Origin of the sequence: Streptomyces sp. NBC_01267 (genome assembly GCF_036241575.1) — a bacterium.
Taxonomy (GTDB): domain Bacteria; phylum Actinomycetota; class Actinomycetes; order Streptomycetales; family Streptomycetaceae; genus Streptomyces.
In genome coordinates this window covers 4,275,171-4,294,359 of the sequence record NZ_CP108455.1, presented here as the reverse complement: position 1 = coordinate 4,294,359, position 19,189 = coordinate 4,275,171, and the positions used below count along the sequence as shown (strand labels likewise).

The 19,189-nt window shown below is 65.5% G+C and carries 17 protein-coding genes and 2 pseudogenes; 13 read left to right on the top strand and 6 right to left on the bottom strand.

The window, feature by feature from the left end:
* The first annotated feature begins 43 nt into the window (after positions 1–43).
* Entirely contained in the window at positions 44–460 is a 417-nt protein-coding gene (locus tag OG709_RS19750; protein WP_329167213.1) for a hypothetical protein, read from the top strand.
* Positions 461–665: 205 nt separating this feature from the next.
* Here OG709_RS19750 and OG709_RS19745 read toward each other — a convergent pair.
* Positions 666–1,478 (bottom strand): annotated as a pseudogene (locus tag OG709_RS19745) (DUF317 domain-containing protein).
* A 121-nt stretch (positions 1,479–1,599) separates the two neighbouring features.
* The gene (locus OG709_RS19740) at positions 1,600–2,007 is read right to left on the bottom strand and encodes a DUF317 domain-containing protein (RefSeq protein ID WP_329167211.1); all 408 of its coding nucleotides are present in this window, start codon (positions 2,005–2,007) and stop codon (positions 1,600–1,602) included.
* Between the two features lie 399 nt (positions 2,008–2,406).
* Between OG709_RS19740 and OG709_RS19735 the strand changes: the two genes are divergently transcribed.
* From OG709_RS19735 to OG709_RS19720, 4 genes and pseudogenes are all read left to right on the top strand, one after another.
* Positions 2,407–3,189, top strand: a complete 783-nt coding sequence (locus OG709_RS19735) for a hypothetical protein (RefSeq protein WP_329167209.1) — start codon at positions 2,407–2,409, stop codon at positions 3,187–3,189.
* A gap of 195 nt (positions 3,190–3,384) precedes the next feature.
* Positions 3,385–4,078, top strand: a pseudogene (locus OG709_RS19730) (nucleotidyltransferase domain-containing protein).
* 129 nt (positions 4,079–4,207) lie between these two features.
* Positions 4,208–4,876: an HAD family hydrolase gene (locus OG709_RS19725; protein ID WP_266922505.1), complete on the top strand. Its 669-nt coding sequence runs from the start codon at positions 4,208–4,210 to the stop codon at positions 4,874–4,876.
* Complete coding sequence (locus tag OG709_RS19720; protein WP_323179497.1) at positions 4,873–5,745, top strand: DUF1932 domain-containing protein; 873 nt, start codon at positions 4,873–4,875, stop codon at positions 5,743–5,745. The genes OG709_RS19725 and OG709_RS19720 overlap by 4 nt, the downstream gene beginning before the upstream one ends.
* Here the strand turns inward: OG709_RS19720 and OG709_RS19715 are convergent.
* Both OG709_RS19715 and OG709_RS19710 read right to left on the bottom strand, forming a co-directional pair.
* Positions 5,721–6,272: a guanylate kinase gene (locus OG709_RS19715; RefSeq protein WP_329167204.1), complete on the bottom strand. Its 552-nt coding sequence runs from the start codon at positions 6,270–6,272 to the stop codon at positions 5,721–5,723. The two genes, OG709_RS19720 and OG709_RS19715, sit on opposite strands and share 25 nt — an antisense overlap.
* Positions 6,272–7,309, bottom strand: a complete 1,038-nt coding sequence (locus OG709_RS19710; protein WP_266922503.1) for an AAA family ATPase — start codon at positions 7,307–7,309, stop codon at positions 6,272–6,274. Before OG709_RS19710 ends, OG709_RS19715 begins: the two co-directional genes overlap by 1 nt.
* A 194-nt stretch (positions 7,310–7,503) precedes the next feature.
* Between OG709_RS19710 and OG709_RS19705 the strand changes: the two genes are divergently transcribed.
* From OG709_RS19705 to OG709_RS19680, 6 genes are read left to right on the top strand one after another with little or no spacing between them, the layout of a single operon-like run.
* Positions 7,504–8,181 (top strand): class I SAM-dependent methyltransferase, encoded by a 678-nt coding sequence (locus OG709_RS19705; RefSeq protein ID WP_266922502.1) that lies wholly within the window; start codon positions 7,504–7,506, stop codon positions 8,179–8,181.
* Positions 8,178–9,494, top strand: coding sequence for a N,N-dimethylformamidase beta subunit family domain-containing protein (locus OG709_RS19700; RefSeq protein WP_266922501.1), 1,317 nt, complete (start codon positions 8,178–8,180; stop codon positions 9,492–9,494). Before OG709_RS19705 ends, OG709_RS19700 begins: the two co-directional genes overlap by 4 nt.
* A gap of 13 nt (positions 9,495–9,507) precedes the next feature.
* Positions 9,508–10,650, top strand: a complete 1,143-nt coding sequence (locus tag OG709_RS19695; protein WP_266922500.1) for a glycosyltransferase family protein — start codon at positions 9,508–9,510, stop codon at positions 10,648–10,650.
* A 33-nt stretch (positions 10,651–10,683) separates the two neighbouring features.
* Positions 10,684–12,252, top strand: a complete 1,569-nt coding sequence (locus tag OG709_RS19690; RefSeq protein ID WP_329167198.1) for a hypothetical protein — start codon at positions 10,684–10,686, stop codon at positions 12,250–12,252.
* Positions 12,204–12,758 carry an FkbM family methyltransferase gene (locus OG709_RS19685; RefSeq protein ID WP_329167196.1) on the top strand — a complete coding sequence of 185 codons (555 nt, stop codon included), beginning with the start codon at positions 12,204–12,206 and terminating at the stop codon, positions 12,756–12,758. Before OG709_RS19690 ends, OG709_RS19685 begins: the two co-directional genes overlap by 49 nt.
* 22 nt (positions 12,759–12,780) lie before the next feature.
* Positions 12,781–13,419 carry a histidine phosphatase family protein gene (locus OG709_RS19680; protein ID WP_266922497.1) on the top strand — a complete coding sequence of 213 codons (639 nt, stop codon included), beginning with the start codon at positions 12,781–12,783 and terminating at the stop codon, positions 13,417–13,419.
* A gap of 32 nt (positions 13,420–13,451) precedes the next feature.
* Here OG709_RS19680 and metG read toward each other — a convergent pair whose 3' ends face one another.
* Complete coding sequence (metG, locus tag OG709_RS19675) at positions 13,452–15,173, bottom strand: methionine--tRNA ligase (protein WP_266922496.1); 1,722 nt, start codon at positions 15,171–15,173, stop codon at positions 13,452–13,454.
* A 326-nt stretch (positions 15,174–15,499) separates the two neighbouring features.
* Between metG and OG709_RS19670 the strand changes: the two genes are divergently transcribed.
* Both OG709_RS19670 and OG709_RS19665 read left to right on the top strand, forming a co-directional pair.
* Positions 15,500–16,804, top strand: a complete 1,305-nt coding sequence (locus OG709_RS19670) for a nucleotide sugar dehydrogenase (protein WP_399963792.1) — start codon at positions 15,500–15,502, stop codon at positions 16,802–16,804.
* 14 nt (positions 16,805–16,818) lie between these two features.
* Positions 16,819–17,832, top strand: a complete 1,014-nt coding sequence (locus tag OG709_RS19665) for an NAD-dependent epimerase/dehydratase family protein (protein ID WP_266922494.1) — start codon at positions 16,819–16,821, stop codon at positions 17,830–17,832.
* A 128-nt stretch (positions 17,833–17,960) separates the two neighbouring features.
* Here the strand turns inward: OG709_RS19665 and OG709_RS19660 are convergent, their stop codons facing one another.
* Positions 17,961–19,106 (bottom strand): DNA cytosine methyltransferase, encoded by a 1,146-nt coding sequence (locus OG709_RS19660; protein WP_266922493.1) that lies wholly within the window; start codon positions 19,104–19,106, stop codon positions 17,961–17,963.
* Between the last annotated feature and the right edge of the window lie 83 nt (positions 19,107–19,189).

The window sequence follows — 19,189 nt, the reverse complement described above, 5'->3', positions numbered from 1 at the left end:
CATTGATGGGCCCCAAGCGATCCATGAGGAGCACGACACCCGTATGGCCAATCCCGACTTCAATCCCTGGATTTTCGCCCTTCTCTGCGACTCGGACTTCCCCCGAAAAGACACCGGCACGTGGTCCCACCGCGACGGTCGCCCTTTCAGCGAGGAGGAACAGGCCCTTGCCGACAGCGCAACCCGCGCCGAAGTCGAAGAGCTGAGTGCGCAGCACACGCAGTACATGAAATACGTGCATGAGATATGCGACGCCCCTGACGTCACACAGCGCTTCCTTGCCCCGTTCATGGAGCAGCTCACCGAGAAGAAGCTCGGAAACGCAGTCGCGCTCATGAGCGAGACCGAAATGGCGGAGTTCAATCGCCTGCTCGCCCTCGCGGACGAACCGATACGCCCGTTCACCCCTTACGCCTTCTCACACCGGGAGCGTCACTCACCGGCCAGAGCAAGAAGCTGACCCGGCAGAGCCTCACCCACCCGGTAATCGCAGTCAAGGAAGGTCACATAGGAACCATCTCCCCGCGACGCCCACGAGCTGACACCGCATCCAGTACTGACGTCAGCCCGCCCCGGTAACTGTCCACCAGCCACGGAAGCTGCCAGTGCAGCGCGAAGCCGGGCCTCCCGAACGGGGGCCCGGCTTCATCGCGCGGGAGTACTGATCAGCAGGCAGGGGCACACAGGAGCCGGTCCCGTGAGCTCTCCGGCAACACCCGGCGTAGCACCGGTGCGGTGGAGCTGAGCGAGGAGGCAAACGCGGCAACAAGGCCGTGCGGCACGCTGGAGCTGAACGACGCAGCCCACAGGCACGGAGCACCCGAGCCCAGCTCGGCCCACGCCTGCCAACCCGCCACCCCTGGCACATCGCCCTCGACGATCAGGGCACAGGGATCGGCATCCTGGATGAGCGGTGGCAGCTCGCCAAGGCCGAGGCGTGAGGTGAAGGTGGGATGCATCGCCGCCGCATGCGGTTGATCGGCGTCGCGGAGCCAACCATGCGCGGACACCGCATCGAGAACGGTCTCGGGATTGGCGGCCACGTCGGTGGGATCACCTCATACATCGAGCGCGAGAAGAAAGTCGGCGATGGCCTCGCCGGGGATGCCGGAGGTGAAGTAGGCAGACCAGTCCGCGAGCGACCTGCTCGCATCCGAGCGGGCAGAGATCTGCCACGCGATCGGCAGCCCACCGAGGTGAAACGGCTCGTCCGACAGCGTCCACTGAGCCCACCGACGGGCGTCGGGACTGATGTGCAGGACGGTGCTACGCAGGACCTGGCGGTCCTCCAGCGACTCGTCGAGCTCACGTCGCCCGCGGACGGTTGTCAGGCTTGTCCAGCCGAAGCCGGCGAGAGTGTCCGCAACGACGTCGTAGAGACATCCGTCGTCGCCGGCCAGGTGCCGGGGGCCGACCCAGTACGCAGGCAGAGCGCCCCGGTTCGGGGTGGACGGGTTGAGCCGAGGGTTGGAATACAGGGCGCCTCCAAGGGCTGGGTGCGGGACATCGTCTTGCTTCCGGGCAATCGGCTGACGGGTACGGATCGCCACCCGCGCATGAGCCAGGAGACGCCAGTTCGGCTAACGCCGACTTCCCTGCCTACCGAGGATGGGCGGTTTCCAGCACGCACGTCACAGTGGCGGCGACGATGTCGGCCGGCGTCGCGGCGTCGAAGGAGATGCTGTAGCCAGGCACTTTCGTGGTGCCGGTGACGGCGATCTTCCAGCCTTCGCCGTCGCCCCCGGGACGGCCGAGCGGAAACCAGCCCAAGTAGAACCGGCCGTCCTTCGAATTGACGTGAACGTCGGCGCGGTCGTCCACAACCATGTGGAAATCCTCGGCAGAGAACTGATCCAGCACTAGCGTGGGCTGGCCCGGGCCAAGCTGCCAGGTGTGCACTTTCAGGGCATCGGTGGCGGTGGAGAAACCGGGGCTCGTGGATGGGAAGTTCACGGCGAATACCTCTCTGACCTGGGGTTCCGGAAGGTCGTCTACGTTGACATCCATCTGCGCCCGCTGGCCAGTCCTTCGCGACTCTTTCTTGTCTGCCCCCGGCGAACTGAGACAGGCTCCTCTTGTGGGATGTCAGATTCCAGGGCCGAATTTCACGGTTGCTGGCCACTCGGCGGCCGATCGGCCGCGAATCTGAGACTGGCTGGTTCTTCTGTCACGTTCAAGCTCGCGGATTCTCACTCGACCCCATTCGGGTTGGCAGATCCTTGCTGACCGGGCTCAGAGTGACGGATCCGTGCGACGCCCTTGTCCAGCCCACGCCGAGTGGCGGGCCCTCAGCGGACCTGAGCTTCTTGCGGATCCGCTCCTGCTCCATCGTCCGCTTTACCGCTTGTGCCGCCAGAGCAGCAGGCTCACCCTTCGGCGTGATACTCGGCATGACATAATGCCGAGATGGATCAGGGTGTAGCCGCCATACTCGCGGCACTGATCGCGGTGACAGGTGTGGCGCTTGGCCTGTTCGGGGCCCGCTGGCAGGCACGCAGTATGCGAGAGCAGGCGAACGCAGCCATAGAAGCGGTCAGGGCGCAGGGCCGAGACCAGAACACACAGTGGCGTCGGACCGTAAGGCGCGATGTGTGGGTCGAATATCTCGGCGCTGTGGATGAGTTCCGGCTTTCTGCCGAAGTCGTGACAGGCCATCTCGCCGATGAAGAGCTGCCGGAGGCCGAGCTGGCGCTCGAAGATACCTATGCTCGCTCCGTGAGAGCGACGGACGCTTATCGCAAGATCGAGCTCGAAGGGCCCGAGGAAATCGTCTCGAAGGGCTACGTCCTACAAGGCTCCACAGTCAACACGATCTTCGAGTTGGAACAGACACTCATTGCTACGCGATCGATGAGGGAGCTCCAAGAAGCCGGGGAGCGTGAGCAGCTGGAAGCTCTCTCGGATCATGATCAACCGATCGCTGCGATTCTCAGTTCCCTACGCGAGCTGCAGGCGATGGACTCCCAAGATCCAGGCCGCACGGAGTACGGTCAGCAGGTCGGCCGCCAAATCGTTGCCTTGGGCCTGCTATCCGCATCCGATGCTGGCGCCCTCCTGTTCACCTACAGTCAGCAGCTGTCGCTGAGCGAGGCCCTGGAGCGTTTCCCGCACGGTCGGTGGCTTCGGTTCCATGAAGTGCGAACAGACTTTGTTCAAGCGGCTCGCTCTCATCTCGATGGCGGATCTTGAGCCTGTCCATGCCCTGAGAGACCGCCATCGATCAGGCCGCGTGCCGGCCTCCGGTCGACCGCGTCCGTGAGACGGGCTGGCCGAGTGCGGCTGGAGCCTCGGAGTAAGTCCCGCCCCAGTCACGATGTAGCTGCGGGACATCTTCTGCGAAGAATCTTCCATGCGCACGCCAAGCGGAGCGCTGATAGTTGCTGCATGGATGCGATTGATGCAGCGCGTGCCGTTGTTGAGGAACATCACCCTGTCGCTCGGGCTGCGTTCTTAGGAGGCAGTGTCGTGACTGGCCGCCGCACGGCGATGTCGGACCTCGACATCGTGGTGCTCCTTCACGGATCCCCCGCCCCGTACCGGGCAAGCCTGCGGAGGGATGAGTGGCCGGTGGAGATGTTCGTGCACACCGAAGCGACGTGGCACGCGTACACCCAGCGTGAGGTACGCAAGCGCCGGTCACCACTGCTCTGGATGTGCGCCGACGGGATCCTCCTCTTCGACAAGGACGGAGTCGGGACGCACCTCGCCGCCGAAGCCCGAAGGCTGACCGCCGCAGGGCCACCCACGGTGTCGGCCGAAGAGATAGACGACCGCCGCTACGCGATCACCGACCTCCTCGATGATCTCGTGGGGAGCACTGACCAGGGCGAACGGTTGTTCATCGCCACCGAACTAGTGAGACGAGCCGGAGAGTTGGCGCTGGCCGCTAGCGGAACCTGGAACGGGGGCGGCCCGCCGCCTTGAGACCCCAGCGCCGGGTCTCAGCATGCGCCTGCACGATGGTCTGCGTGAAGTATTGGCTGGGCGGATCGAGCCCCTCGCGGCAGTCGTGGACGAGGTGCTGGAGCAGGTCGGCGGCCGGTTGTGGGTCGGCTACCAGCGCGGTGGAACCCCCTGAACAAGGTCGCTATACGGCCACAGGTCCCACTCGACGCGCGTCCAGCTCAGCCTTGCAGCGTCGCTCAGAGGCCCACGAGGCGGCGCCGACTCCGTAGCGGCGCATCCGGGCGGACTAGGGTCGTCACCTATGCAGAAGCTGGTGCTCTTCGATCTCGACAACACCCTGATCGACAGAAACGGTGCCATCCAAGACTGGGCCGCTCAGTTCGCCGCTCGGTACTCCCTCGCTGGCCACGCCGCCACGCAATTGGTTGAGTCGGTCCAGGCGCGAGCATTCCCTGCCACCTTCGAGTCCATACGGGCCGAGCACCGTCTCCCGTCCTCCGCTGATTCGCTCTGGAGGCAGTACTGCTCCGACATCGCGGCGGCGGTCAGATGCCCTGAGCGGGTGCTCACGGGCATGGATGCCCTACGAGCCACCGGTTGGCGAGTCGGTATCGCCACCAACGGGGCAACTGACATCCAGAACGCCAAGCTCCAGGCGACCGGCCTGGTCGGTCGCGTTGATGGCGTCTGCGTCTCGGAGTCCGTCGGTGCACGAAAGCCCTCTGCCGTCGTCTTCGAGGCGGCAGCCGTAGCGTGTGGCTCCCGCCTCTCCCAAGGCGGCTTGATGGTGGGCGATAACCCAGAGACCGACATTGATGGAGGTCGTCGAGCCGGCCTAGGCACAATCTGGATCCACAACGGGCGTTCGTGGCCTGTTCGGCTCGCCGCACCTGATCATTGCGTACCCGACGCGGAGGCGGCCATCGCGCTGCTGCTGGCCAATGACTGTTCGAGGAGTGTGACTAAGTGAAGTCCGACATCGCTGCGGTGGGGCTGCTGCATCCAGGCAGCATGGGCGCGGCTTTCGCAACCCAGCTCCGAGCCCGAGGCACGACCGTCCTCTGGTGCCCTGTCGGCCGCAGCAACGCTTCCAGGCAACGTGCGGAGCAAGCAGGCATGGAAGCAGTCGACGATCTCAGGCAGCTCCTACGACGCGTCGACCTGGTGGTCTCCTTGTGCCCGCCGGCAGCCGCCGAGGTGGTCGCAGCAGCAGTGGCCGAGCACGGTTTCCGCGGCGGGACGTACGTCGAGGCCAACGCAATCACTCCGCAGAGGGTCCGAGCTGTCGCCGCATGTCTGTCTGACGCAGCCGTTGTCGACGGTTCTGTCGTCGGCTCTCCTCCGGTAGGGGGGAAGCAGCCAACGCTTTACCTCTCAGGCCCCACGCGGCACGTCGCGCTGGTTGCCGACCTCTTTGAGGGGACCGCTGTGCACACACGTTCCCTGGGAAGTGAGATCGGACAGGCTTCCGCTCTGAAGCTGGCGTACTCCAGCTATCAGAAGGCGTCCCGCGTCTTGGCCGCCGTGGCATACGGGCTGGCCGACGCGAACGGCGTCGCGGACGAGCTCCTGCAGATCGCCTCCAAGCGCGCCGGCAGTTATCTGACGGAGACGGACTACATTCCCAAGACGGCCGCTCGCGCCTGGCGGTGGGCGCCCGAACTGGAAGACGCCGCAGATCTGCTCACCGAGTCGGGATTGCCGGACCGCTTCATGCGAGAGATTGCCGCTGCCCTTCACCTCTGGGACGAGGTCCACGACAGGCCCGTCACCGTCTCCCGTGCTCTCGAACTCCTGAGTTCAGTGGAGGCTCGTCACACAGACGCGCGTACGAGCTGATCAATGAGGACTGCCGCGTCCCCAGGCGAGGAGACCTCGGTGTCCACACGGAGGTCCCAGCCGGGGTGATCGTTGGTGGCGAGATCCTTCTCCGTCGCATCCCATGCGGCGAGCCTGGCCTCCGTATCGCGATCGCCTCGGCTGGTCGAGCGGAGGGCCGTGGCCTCCCGAGAGCACCATATGAGCACCGTCGACCAGGCGGCGAGGTACTTGGCGGTCACCGCCTTCACACCTGCGACCTGGCCGAGGTGGAGGATGGGGACGCGCCCACCCTCCATGGCCAGCCCGAGGCCCTGGCGGTCGACAGCGTAGGTGTTTCCGTATCGGTCATTGCGGTAGATAAGGTCGCCCCGCCTCTCTAGATCCGCCAGCTGATCCGGGGTACCCATCCGGTATCCCGCAGACTTGCCGCTGCCGATTTTGAGTCGGCTGAAGAGGACATAACGCGAGTCGAGTTCGGCGAGAGCCGCCGTCACCGTGTCCTTGCCGGCGGCAGGCGGCCCGTAGAGCAGGATTCCCTGGTTCATCAGAACACCGTTCCCAACACCCGTCGTACTTGGTCAGTGAGGGATATAGCCGCGCCGAGCCGGTTGTCCACCACCATATGGGCGACGGCAGGGCGCAGTTCGACGTCGACGGATTTCACGTACTCGTCCCAGTGCTGAAGCTTCCAGCTGTCGCGGGCGGCGGACCGGAAGCTGATGTACTCACGCATCGTTTCCACATCGCACTTGATCCAGACTATGGAGACGCTGACGCCTCGGGCCTCGCATCGGTTGGTCAGGCGCTGGATCCAGCGGACATCCATCACTTCCGAGACGAACGGCGCTGTCAGCACCGTGCTGATGGAGCAGTCGATGTTGGCGTAGGCGGTCTCAAGCAGGCACTGGTACTCAAGGGGCCGCACCTGCTCACGGTAGAGCTCGGAATGCCGGTCGTTGGGCTCGCTGCCCATCTCCACCAGAAGCCGCTCGACCAGGGGACGCGTGATCGGGTCCTTGTCGAGGACCGGCCATCCTGTGAGCTGGGAGATGAAGCGGGAGAACTCCGACTTTCCGCTCCCTGCGAAGCCGCCGACGATGAGCAGAGACGGGCGATGAGGATCTCCGCCCGTGTGCCGACGCTTCCACGCGTCGATGATCCGCTGTTGAACGTCGAGATCGCCGCTGGCATCCGTGCCTGGCGTGATCTGAGAGAGCGCCCGCTCGACAGCGACTACGTGGGCCCCGTTGCGGGACTCCGTCGCCGGCGTGAGGTTCAGGTGCGTGGCCTCGTCGGGCAAAGGATGGCGGAATCCCAGCTCGGGTTCCGTACCGCGGTACAGAAGGCAGTACGCGCGCCGATAGTGCGGACCCGGGTATACCTCGCCCTGCTCATGCTGCCAGAGCGTCTGAAAGTTGGCTGCGGGCACCGTGATAGCGGCCCTTGTGGCCACTTCGCGCAAACGCTCGCCGGCACGCTCGAGGGTTAATCCGTGTGCCTCGCGCACCTCGCGGAGCTTGTCCGGGCGCCATCCCGCACGGCTCCTCGACACGTCAGTTACCGCCTGCCCATCGGTCAACATGATCGGGACTGTAAGTCTGCCCTGTGCGAAGTCGTGTGTAAGCAGATGTTGAAAAGTCGGAGTGCTCGCCGATGAACGGCCTCACTAGCCCGCCGTGATACACGGATGACCTGCGCCCCGCTGTCATGGACCTTGTCAGCCCGCCGAGCTCCCAACTGGCGGTCGATCGCTACTGGTTCATGGAGGAGCTGAGGATGCTCGAGATCGGAGAGCAGCACAGCGCATCGGCCGAACGGTCGGAGCAACAGATCGCCTACTACCGCGCAAGGGCTGATGAGTACGACACCGCATACGCGGACCGTATGGGGATGCCCCGGCTCTCGCCCGTGCTCGATCGCTTGCCCATCAGCGGAGACGTCCTGGAGCTGGCGTGCGGCACGGGCCAGTGGACCCACCTGCTCGCCGGGCGCTCCCGCAGCTTGACCGCAGTGGACGCCGCGCCCGAGATGCTGGCTATCGCGAAACGCCGTCTGGAGGGCTCGACGACTCGCTTCATCGAGGCGGACATCTTCAGCCAGATTTCTGATCGCCAGTACGACACCGTGTTCTTCGCTTTCTGGCTCAGCCATGTGCCGCCCGCATACCTGGAACTCTTCTGGAAGGCCCTCCGGAAGGCTCTGAAGCCCGGTGGCTGCGTGGTCTTCCTCGACGACTCCCGTGCAAAGGCGGAGATCGAGCAGACAATCGAGGGGCGTGCGGTTCCGACGGTGCGCCGGAGACTCTCCGACGGAAGTCAGCACCTGACCGTGAAGGTTCTTTACGACGCCGGCGGGCTCACGAAACGGCTGGACGCCCTGGGCTGGGAGTCTCACGTCGAGCAGGTCGATCGCTACCACTACGTCGGAGTCGCCCGGCCGCAGGCCCACTCATGACCGGCATCAACGGATACCCGGCGTCCCTCTCGGTCCACGCCGGCCGCAGCATCCGACTTCACATCGCCACCTCCGCAGATCGCTTCCGGCTCGACTTCTACCGCTGGGGCTCGACACCCAAGCACACGGGACACGTCGAGTGGCCCGGACGGGACGCCGTACCCGGACTGTACGACGAGGACTGGCAGTGGCCAGCCTACGACTTCATCGTTCCGCGAGACTGGCAGTCCGGTGTCTACATCGGAGTCCTGAGCACGGGGGTCCGTCCGAGCCAGCCAGTCATGGACGCTCGCGAGGCCAGATTCCTTCTGGTCGTCACGCCCGCCGTTCCCTCGGGCCGCAAGGTCCTCTACAAGATCCCTGTTTCCACCTATCACGCCTACAACACAGCGGGGGGTGGAAGCCTCTACAGCGCCTCCCGGGTGACCCTGCGCCGACCCGGCGGCGGTGTCGGCGGTCCGGTCAAGGGCCTGCCCGATCCGTACGACACCTCGTCACCTCGGCAGACGTTTGCGCACTGGGATGCTCCCTTCATCTCCTGGATGGAGGAGAACGGGATTCAGAGCGACTACTGCACGGATCTCGACCTCGACGAAGGCCGACTCCTCGGCAACGGATATCGTCTCCTGGTCTCCTCCGGGCACGACGAATACTGGACCGCCCAGACCCGTCGGAACGTAACCGCCTTCCGCGACACAGGTGGCAACATCGCCAACTTCGGAGCCAACAGCTGCTGGTGGCGAGTGAGTGCCGACGAGGACCGCTCGGCCCTTGAGTGCGCGAAGTTCCCTCCCGACGCCCCTGCCGGAACAGACCCGGACAGCTCGTACGGCTGCCCCGACCACTGGTGGGAGTCGGAGCCTGAGAACGCCCTCTTGGGCGTGAGCTACCGAAACGGCGGCGGGCATTGGGACGGCCCGCGCGCACCCCTCGGATTCACCGTCACCGACGCGGACCACTGGGTGTTCTCCGGGACCGGCCTCAAAACCGGTGACACATTCGGCCAGGACAGCGCGCTCGTCGGGTACGAATGCGACGGCGCCGCATACGAGATCGATGGGCGGAGACGCCCGCGGCCCACCGGCCAGGACGGAACGCCGAAGAGCTTCCAGATCCTCGGCATCGCCCCACTGCCCTCCGATTGGAACTTCGCAGCCCGCGAGCCCGTGCCCAGCCCCCGTGCGGCCACCCTCGGTCTCTACAGGGCGACCGGCACCGTCTTCACCGCCGCCACCACTGACTGGTCCCGACTGCTCGCCACCGACCCCCAGGTCGCGGCCATCACCCACAACGTCATCACCCGGCTCGCCTGACGAAGGGATCGTCGTGTCCGCACTCACACAGCCGCTCAGCGTGATCATCGGCGTCAACGGCATCGGCATGGGGCATTCCGTCAGGCAGAGCGTGATCGCCCAGTACCTGCGCGACCGCGGCCACCAGGTACGGATCATCACCAACGGGAGCACGCGAGTCGAGTACTTCCGCGACCTCGGATTCCCCGCGTGGGACGGGTGGATGCCGACGCTCCTTGCCCGCGACGACCGCATCCACGCAGCCGACGTCTTACGCACCAACATCCGGCAGACTCCCGCCGGCATCAGCCGACACCTGCGGCTGCGCCGGGCCATCAGGGAAACCGGCGTCCCGGATGTGTTCATCACGGACTACGAGCCCAACACACCGCGATTGGCCTACCACTTCGGCAGACCCCTCATCTCGGTGGACCAGCAGAGCAAGTACCGGCACCTCGACCTGCCGCCGGTCGGCCGGTACGCGCGCACCGCCGACGAGCAGCGGCTGCGCTACTTCGCCCCTCGGGCCGACCGATCCTTCATCTGCTCATACGTCCCCCTGAAGGCCGACGACCGCAAGCTGGAGTTCATCGCCCCCGTCGTTCCGGACTTCGTCCGTTCCGCCCAGGTCATGACCGGGACGATGACCACGGCCTACTTCTCGCGGTACTTCGAACACGGCCCCGAGGACTCCGTCCGCACCCTCGCAGACGTCTTCCGCCAGTACGTCCCAGACCGGACCTTGCGGATCTACGCGCACTCGGACGAGGTCGAGAACCTGCGCCAGTACGCCGGCGACAGGATCGAGATCTGCCCGTTCGACCGCCAGTCGTTCATCTCCGACCTGGCGCGCTCCGAGGCCGTCTTCTCCAACGCCGGCTTCAACCTCATCAGCGAAGCGTTCGTCCTCGGCAAACCGGTCCACCTGGTGCCGCTGCCCACGTACGACCAGCACTGGTGCGCCAAGGTGGTCCACGAGGCGGAACTCGGCACCAGCGCTCAACGGATCGAACGCGGGGCGATACTCGACTTCCTCAACCGGGCCCGGGAGCTTCGCGCCAACGTCGAACGCCATCGGGACAAACACCTCACCCAAGACCCCCGCGAGCGAATCGCCTCCTACCTCGAGACCCTGCCCGCAGCCGGTGGGCGGGTCCCTACCCCCTCCACCCGGTAGGCGGCCATGGAGCTGCCTTCACTGCCCGTGTACGTGACCACCGCCGTGGGCGTGGCGGCCACAGTGCTCTGCTACCGCTTCGCCATCTCTCCAACCGTGCGGACACTGGCCTCTCGGCCGACGTTCTGGCGAGTGACGCTCGCGACGGCCGCCCCCTCCGCCTTGCTCGCCTTCCTCCCCACACCCGCCCCCGGCCTCTTCCGCTGGTTCGTCGTATTCGTGGTCGCCCTGCTGACGTGGCAGGGCACCACGAGCGACTACGACGTGACCCAGCCCATCGGCCCGCAGCGCCAAGCCAAAGTGGTGCTGCTGCTCCTCGCGGTGTCTTCCTGCTTCTGGGCACCAGCCATGCTGCCGTGGCTCGCTGTCTACTGCGGCCGGCTGCGCGGTTGGAAGCACCACGCGATGATGCCGTTGCGGCTGGTCAAGGCGTACCTCGCTTGGGTCTTCGTGGCGACGGTCCTCAGTACGCCAGAATCCTCAACCGCCCTCGTACTGGTTCTCGGCTGCGTCTCGCTCTCCCACTACGTCAAGCCGGCGTGGAGCAAGGCCCGCCTCGGGCCGCGCCCCTGGTCCTGGGCCTGGCACAACCGCACCCACTACCTCACAGCTTCCGCCTACTCCTGGGGATGGGCACGCTTCCTGCCCCCTGAAACCGTGACCGGCATCCTGCGCCGCGCACGCGTTGTGGACCGCCCCCTCAACATCCTGACGGTGCTGGTCGAAGCCGCTGGCCTCATCGCTTTCCACGACCGCCGTCTTCTTGTCGTCGTGTTGGCCGCAACGGCCGTTTTCAACCTCGCAGTCGTCTTGGCCTCCGGCATCTTCTTCTGGGAGAACATCTGCACCAACGCGGCACTCGCGCTGACCGTGGCGTTGCTCCCTGATCCGGAGTACGCCCCAACGTTCGGCTGGCCGGCCGTCGTCATCGCACTCCTGGTCTTCGTCCTCAGCACGGCTGACCTGCTGTGGCAGCCGTGGCACCTCGGCTGGTGGGACTCACCGTTCACCGCACGCGTCAACTGGCAGGTGGAGACGGCCTCCGGCGCGAAGCTCGGGCTCTACAACGACTTCATGTGCCCGTACGAGCGCGAGTTCGGTCGCGTCCTGGGCTACTTCCTCACCAGCGAGCCCATCCTCCACGGCCACCTCGGCATCGTCTGGGACCGAGTACTGCGCGACCGCCTCGTCGGCGCAGTAGACGATCCCGCCGAACTCCAGCATCTCAAGCAGACCTATGGCCGAGCGCAAGCGGACGACGAGCAGGCAGGCGAGCACATCGCCTTCCTGACCGCGATGTTTATCGAGCTCAACGCCGGTACGCCGAAGGGTCCGCTGCCCCGGCGGCTGCGCCGGCTCAAGGCCCCCGGCGGCCAGCTCTACCACTGGGGCGACCTTCCTCCCTACCGCGGTGAGGAACCGGTGCGCCGCATCACCATCCGCTACCAGGAACGCTGCTACCGCCCGGAAACCGGCGACTTTGCCCTGCTCGCCGACCGCGTCGTACAGGAAATCCACCTACCCGCCATTACGACCGACCACGGGAGTCCTTCATGCGCAAAGTCTTCATCGACTGCGGAACCAACCTCGGAATCGTGCTGAGCCGCTTCATCCACGAGCTCCCCGACCACGACTTCTACGCGTTCGAACCCAACAAGGATCTGCTGCCCGCCATTCACCGCGAAGTCGAACGGGCGGCCCACTCACCCCGTGTCGAGGTCTCTCACGGCGCCGTATGGACGCATGACGGGGTGATCGATCTGTTCCTCGGCCACCACGAGAGCTCCACCGTGATGCCCGGCAAGCGGGTTCCGCCGGTGTACGACCAGCAGATCGACTACGACTCACCGATCCCGGTGCCCGCCATCGACTTCAGCGCCTGGCTGCGCCAGACCGTCGCCCCGGACGATCACGTCGTCGTGAAGATGGACATCGAGGGCGCCGAGTACCCGGTACTCACGAAGCTGATCGCCGACGGGACGATCGGCCTCATCTCCGTCCTCTACGTCGAGTGGCACTACGACCGCTTCCCAGCCATGACACGAGCCGACCACGACCATCTCGTCACCGCCGTATCCGCCATCGTCGACGTCCGCGACTGGGACTGACCGAGAAGGGAGACGGACCACCATGAGCACGAAACACATCTACCTGGTCAAGCACGGTGAGACCGAGGAAAACGCCCGCGGTATCCACCAAGGCAGAGCTGTCGGCGGCACGCTCAGCGAGCGCGGACGCGACGACATCCGCACCGTTGGCTGCACCCTGGCCGCAACCGGACTCGTGGCCGACCAGATGCTCGTCAGCCCGATGTCCAGATGTAGTGAGTCGGCCGCACTCCTTACGGCCCCGCTCACGCCGGCCGACGCACGCGTGGACGATCGACTGGCAGCGAAGAACAGCGGCCATCTTGGTGGCCGGCCCAGAGACCTCGCGGCGGCAGAAGCCGACCGTCAAGGTGTCCCCATCTACCAGCTCCGCACGCCGGGCGGCGAATCATCCGAAGACGTACAAGCCCGCTACTCACACCTGTGGGACGAACTATCCACCGGACCGCACCGCACGACCGTGCTGGTCGGACACGGCGGTGGGATCGCCTGCCTCCTGCTGAAGCTCACGCAACACGGCTTCGAGCACTACCTCGAGTATGTGCCCGGCTCCGGAGGCGTGACATGGATCGAGATCGACGAAGGTACCCCTCGAATCCAGCTCATGAACGTGCCGCCCTCCGAACTGGCCGGGCGTCTCAACGCCCGTACCGCCCGATGAGGCCAGGGCCGGTACGGGCGCACGGGGCCTCGTCAGACGTCGGCGCCGCCGAAGCGGGTCCTGTAGGACTCCAGGTCCTCCTCCGAGATCTTCGCGAAGAGCACTGGCGGCACAGTGAAGGCTGTACCGGCGGGAACGGCGTCCAGGGACTTGGCCTGCTCGGCGGTCACCCAGGTCGCGGTGTCGCCTTCCAGGGCGAAGGCACCGCGCATTGCGGCGGCCGAAGCCGGGATGAACGGCTCGGAGACGACCGCGTAGAGGTGGATGAGGTTCATCGCCGTACGCAGGGTCAGGGCCGCACCCTCCGGGTCGGTCTTGATCTCCAGCCAGGGGGCCTTCTCCTCCAGGTAGGAGTTGCCCGCCGACCACAGGGCGCGCAGCGCGGCCCCGGCCTTGCGGTACTGGAGGGCTTCCATGTGCTCCTCGTACTCGGCCAGCAGGCGCGCGATCGCGTCTCCCAGCCGCGCCTCCACCTCGCCGGCTGCGTTGCCCTCAGGGACGTCGTCCCCGAAGCGCTTGCGGGAGAAGGACAGCACGCGGTTGACGAAGTTGCCGAGGGTGTCGGCGAGGTCCTTGTTGACCGTGGCGGCGAAGTGCTCCCAGGTGAAGGAGGAGTCGTCGGACTCGGGGGCGTTGGCGATCAGGAAGTAGCGCCAGTAGTCCGCCGGCAGCATCTCCAGCGCGGCGTCAGTGAAGATGCCTCGCTTCTGGGAGGTGGAGAACTTGCCGCCGTAGTATGTGAGCCAGTTGAATCCCTTGACGACGTCGACCTTCTTCCACGGCTCGCGGACACCGAGTTCCGTGGCCGGGAACATCACCGTGTGGAACGGGACATTGTCCTTGGCCATGAACTGGGTGTAGCGCACGGTGTCGTCGGCCTCGTACCACCACGACTTCCAGTCCCGCAGCTCGCCATCCGGTGCAGCGTCCGACCACTCCTTCGTCGCGCCGATGTATTCGATCGGGGCGTCGAACCAGACGTAGAAGACCTTCCCCTCGGCCGCGAGCTCCGGCCAGGTGTCGGCCGGAACCGGGACGCCCCAGTCCAGGTCGCGGGTAATCGCCCGGTCGTGCAGACCCTCGGTGAGCCACTTGCGGGCGATGGAGGAGGACAGCTGAGGCCACTGCTCCTCGTGCCGGGCGACCCACGCCTCGACCTCGTGCTGGAGCTTGGACTGCAGCAGGAACAGGTGCTTGGTCTCGCGGACCTCCAGTTCCGTAGAGCCGCTGATCGCCGAGCGAGGGTTCAGCAGGTCGGTCGGGTCGAGTACGCGGGTGCAGTTCTCGCACTGGTCACCGCGGGCCTTGTCATAGCCGCAGTGCGGGCAGGTGCCCTCGACGTACCGGTCCGGGAGGAAGCGGCCGTCGACCGGCGAGTACACCTGGCGGATCGCCCGTTCCTCAATGAAGCCGTTCTTGTGCAGCTGGCGCGCGAAGTGCTGCGTGATCTCGACGTTCTGCTGCGAAGAGCTGCGTCCGAAGTAGTCGAAGGCGAGCTGGAAGCCGTCGTACACGGCCTTCTGCGCGTCGTGGGCCTGCCCGCAGAACTCCGCCACCGACACTCCGGCCGCCTTGGCCGCCAGCTCGGCCGGTGTCCCGTGCTCGTCGGTCGCGCAGATGTACAGGACGTCGTGACCACGCTGGCGGAGGTACCGGGAGTACACATCCGCCGGAAGCATCGACCCGACCATGTTGCCCAGGTGCTTGATCCCGTTGATGTAGGGAAGCGCGCTGGTTACCAGGTGTCGAGCCATCCTTGGATGCTCCATTTCGTACGTAAGGCGCCGGCGGCGGTGCCGCGGCGGGCCCAAGTCGGGAGGCTGCAGCAGGCGCGACCACTCAGGTCGCTCAGTCGGGTGACGCACGGTGATGGGTCGGGTCTGCAGGCCGCCGCCATCGTATCGAACCTGGGCATCCCCCCGGCGAGCTGTTTATCCCGCGGACGAGCCCGCGTGGAAAAGGCGCTCGGCCGTCCGAGACAGGCGGCCAAGCGAGTCTCGTACGGCCGAGGCATTCCTCATTTTAGGACAACCGCGCCCCGGCAGTTCTGCACGCACTGTCCTCAACCCACTCCAAAGAGGTGGTCCGCATGATCACGAAGAGCGAGGTTCAGCCGCGGCACGTACTCATCGTGGGGCAGGGGTACGTCGGGCTCCCCCTCGCTGTCCGGGCTGCTGAGGTGGGGCACCGCGTCGTCGGCTTCGACGTCGCTGCCGAGCGTGTGAAGCGGTTGATGGCTGGCGAGTCGTACGTCGAGGACGTTCCGGACGCGAGGCTAGTTCCGCTCCTGGCCTCCGGGGCCTATCGCGCCAGCCTCGACACGGCTGACTGCACGGACTTCGATCTCGCGATCGTCACTGTCCCCACGCCACTCCGGGATGGAGCCCCCGACCTCTCGCACGTCGAGGACGCTGCGTGGATGCTCGGTCGTCACCTCAAGCCTGGGGCGACCGTCGTCCTGGAGTCCACTACGTACCCCGGCACGACCGAGGAGCTCTTCGGCCCGATCCTCGAACGAGCTTCCGGCCTGACCGCCGGCCGTGACTTCCAGCTCGGCTACAGTCCCGAGCGCATCGATCCCGGCAACCGGGAGTGGCGGCTGGAGAACACTCCCAAGGTCGTCTCCGGCATCGACGCCGCATCGGCAGCGGCCATCCAGGACTTCTACGGCTCGCTCGTCGACACGATCGTCCAGGTCTCCAACTGCAGGGAGGCCGAGCTGGCGAAGCTGCTGGAGAACACCTTCCGGCACGTGAACATCGCCCTGGCCAACGAGCTGGCAATGTTCGCCCACGACCTGGGCATCGACATCTGGGCCGCGATCGACGCCGCGGCCACCAAGCCCTTCGGCTTCATGCGCTTCACGCCAGGACCTGGCGTCGGCGGTCACTGCCTGCCCATCGACCCGTCCTACCTCTCCTGGCAGGTCCAGCGGACTCTGGGCCGCAGCTTCCGCTTCGTCGAACTGGCCAACGACGTCAACAACCACATGCCTGACTACGTGGTCCGTCGCCTCGTGGACGCACTCAACAAGCGCAGGAAGGCGCTCAACGGCTCCCGCATTTTGCTGCTGGGCCTGGCCTACAAGGCCAATACCGGCGACGCCCGAGAAACCCCAGCGGCTCGCATCGCGGAACTACTGACAGGCATGGGCGCCGAGGTCCAGGCCGCGGACCCTCACGTGAACGACGATGCCCACCCCCGTGCTGCCGCTCTGGAGAACCTCCAGCGTGTCGATGCCACCCCGGAGCACCTCGCCGCAGCCGACGCCGTCGTTCTTCTAGCCGACCACGACGCCTTCGACTACGCCGCGATCACCGCTCACGCCCCGTACGTACTCGACTGCCGCCGCCGGCTGGCCGGCGCCCACATCGACGCTCTCTGAAGGGAAACCTCCTCGTGAACATCGTGATCACCGGCGGCGCCGGATTCATCGGCAGCAACCTCGCCCGGACCCTGGCGAACGACCCTGCGATCACCCAGATCCGAGTGATCGACAACCTCAGCACCGGGTCGAAGCAGAACCTCGCGGACCTGGACGTCGACTTCTTCGAAGGTGACATCCAGGACGTCGCTCTCCTGGACGAGGCGTTCCACCGCGCGGACGCCATCGTTCACCTCGCCGCTCTGCCATCCGTCCCTCGCTCCGTGAAAGATCCGCTGGCCAGCCACCATGCCAACGCGACGGGAACGCTCCAGGTCCTCGAAGCCGCCCGCCGTGCCGGCAACCTGCACGTGATCGCGGCTTCCTCATCCTCGGTCTACGGCTCGAATCCATGCCTGCCGAAACATGAGGGCCTGGCCACCGCCCCGATGAGCCCGTACGCAGTCACCAAGCTCGCCACCGAGGCGTACCTGGGGGCGTACCACCACAGCTACGGCCTGCCGGTCCTGCCGTTCCGCTTCTTCAACGTCTACGGCCCGGGGCAGCGAGCCGACCATCCTTACGCCGCCGTCATCCCGAAGTGGATCAGCGCCACACTCGCCGGCCAACCTGTCACTGTGCACGGCGACGGCACTCAGACGAGAGACTTCACGTACGTGGGCACTGTCTGCCGCGTCCTCACGGACGCGCTCCTCCGCCGGGCCTCCGAGCCGCGCCCCGTGAACCTGGCCTTCGGAACCCGCATATCCCTCATGGACCTGATTCGAGTGATCGAGACCGCCACTGGTCGCACCGTCCAGCGCAAGCACTCGTCCAATCGCGTCGGCGATGTCCCGCACTCTCAAGCCGACAGCAGCCACCTACGAGCGCTCTTTCCGGCAGTGACACCCGTGGCACTTAGGGAGGGAGTCACCACGACAGTGGACTGGTTTCGCCCCTCTATCGAGAGCGCAGACCCAGCTGAATTGCAGGAAAGAAGAAATCGAGGTAAGCCGATTGCGTTCGCCGCCCTACCTAGTAACTCGTGATTCCGCCAGCACTACTTGATCATTTGCGGCAGAGACTCTTTGCGTGAAGCGCTCCGTGAAAATACGGCCACCACCAGGATAATTGCCCGCCTCTACTACCCTCGGCCGGACATCAGTTCGTTGGAGGCTCAGCAGGCGAGATCTACAGCAGCGGTAGCGAAGCCATCATCGCGCTGTCGAGACGCGTCGCTCTTCGCCTGCAGAACTTCAGCATCGAAGAGCCTGGAGGTCAACGCCTCGGTCAGGGGTGGGGGTACGGCGTTGCCAATGATGACCTGAACCTCGGTGCGAGTCAGCTCGTAGCGAGGCTTGACCCTCTCGTCGACGAACTTGAAGTAGTCCGGGAAGCCCTGGATGCGCGCGGCCTCATGGGCGGTTAGACATCGAGGAACAGCAGGGTGGACAAAGCGTCCGCGCCCCATCGTCGCAAATCCGCTGGTAATGGTCTGAGACGGACGGTCCCACCATAGACGGCCATACATGGCGGTATAGTTATGCTCGCCGCGATGGCATTCGGGGCGCTCTTCGTTCGGCAGATTGTGCTCGTCATTCTCGAAGAGATACTTCATACGCCGCTGGTTGTCCGCGTTGGGTATGGCAGCTTCATCAAAAAATGATTTGGCGGGAACGTCGAGCAGGTCACCGATCGCCCAACGCAGGTCATGCGGTACGGCAATGCCGTCCTCGACCTTCAGCAAGTCAGCAGCCGAGAACCCAAAAGGCAGCGCGTCTTCGCGGATGGCCAGTAGTATGTGGCGCTTGCGTGTCTGAGCGACCCCGAGCTTGAGCAGGTCGATACGCCCAGTGGCGACATCGTATCCAAGCCTCTTGAGGTGAACGATGGCGCGGGAGACCACCTGCTGCTTGTCGTTGACAACGGCCAGCACGTTCTCAATGACGACTGCGCTGGGGCGCAGAACCTCTGCGGCACGAGCCATACGCAGGTACAGCCGGTTCTTGGGATCATCGCGGCGGGTGTGGTTGTTGAGGTTACTGTGCCCCTGACACGGTGGCCCACCGATCAGGAGCTCCACCTGACCCACCGTGGATAGAGTCTTCTCCTCCTGAGCGGTCAACGTGGCGCCAAGGTCACCATCGAAGAAGGATTCGACGGTCCCCTGTTGGACGTTGGCCTTGGGAAAGTTAGCCTTGAAGACCTTGGTGGGAGCCGCCTCAAAGTCAACCGCGAGACGAACGTCGAGCGAGACGTCAAGCCTGTGCGCTGCCTGGGCAATACCGAGGGTGAGGCCACCGCAGCCGGCGAAGAGGTCCACGACTCGCAGGGAACCGACACCCTCCTCAAACTTCGGCCGACGCTTGGCCCGCAAGGGGTGTCGCTCACCCACGTATGACCCCC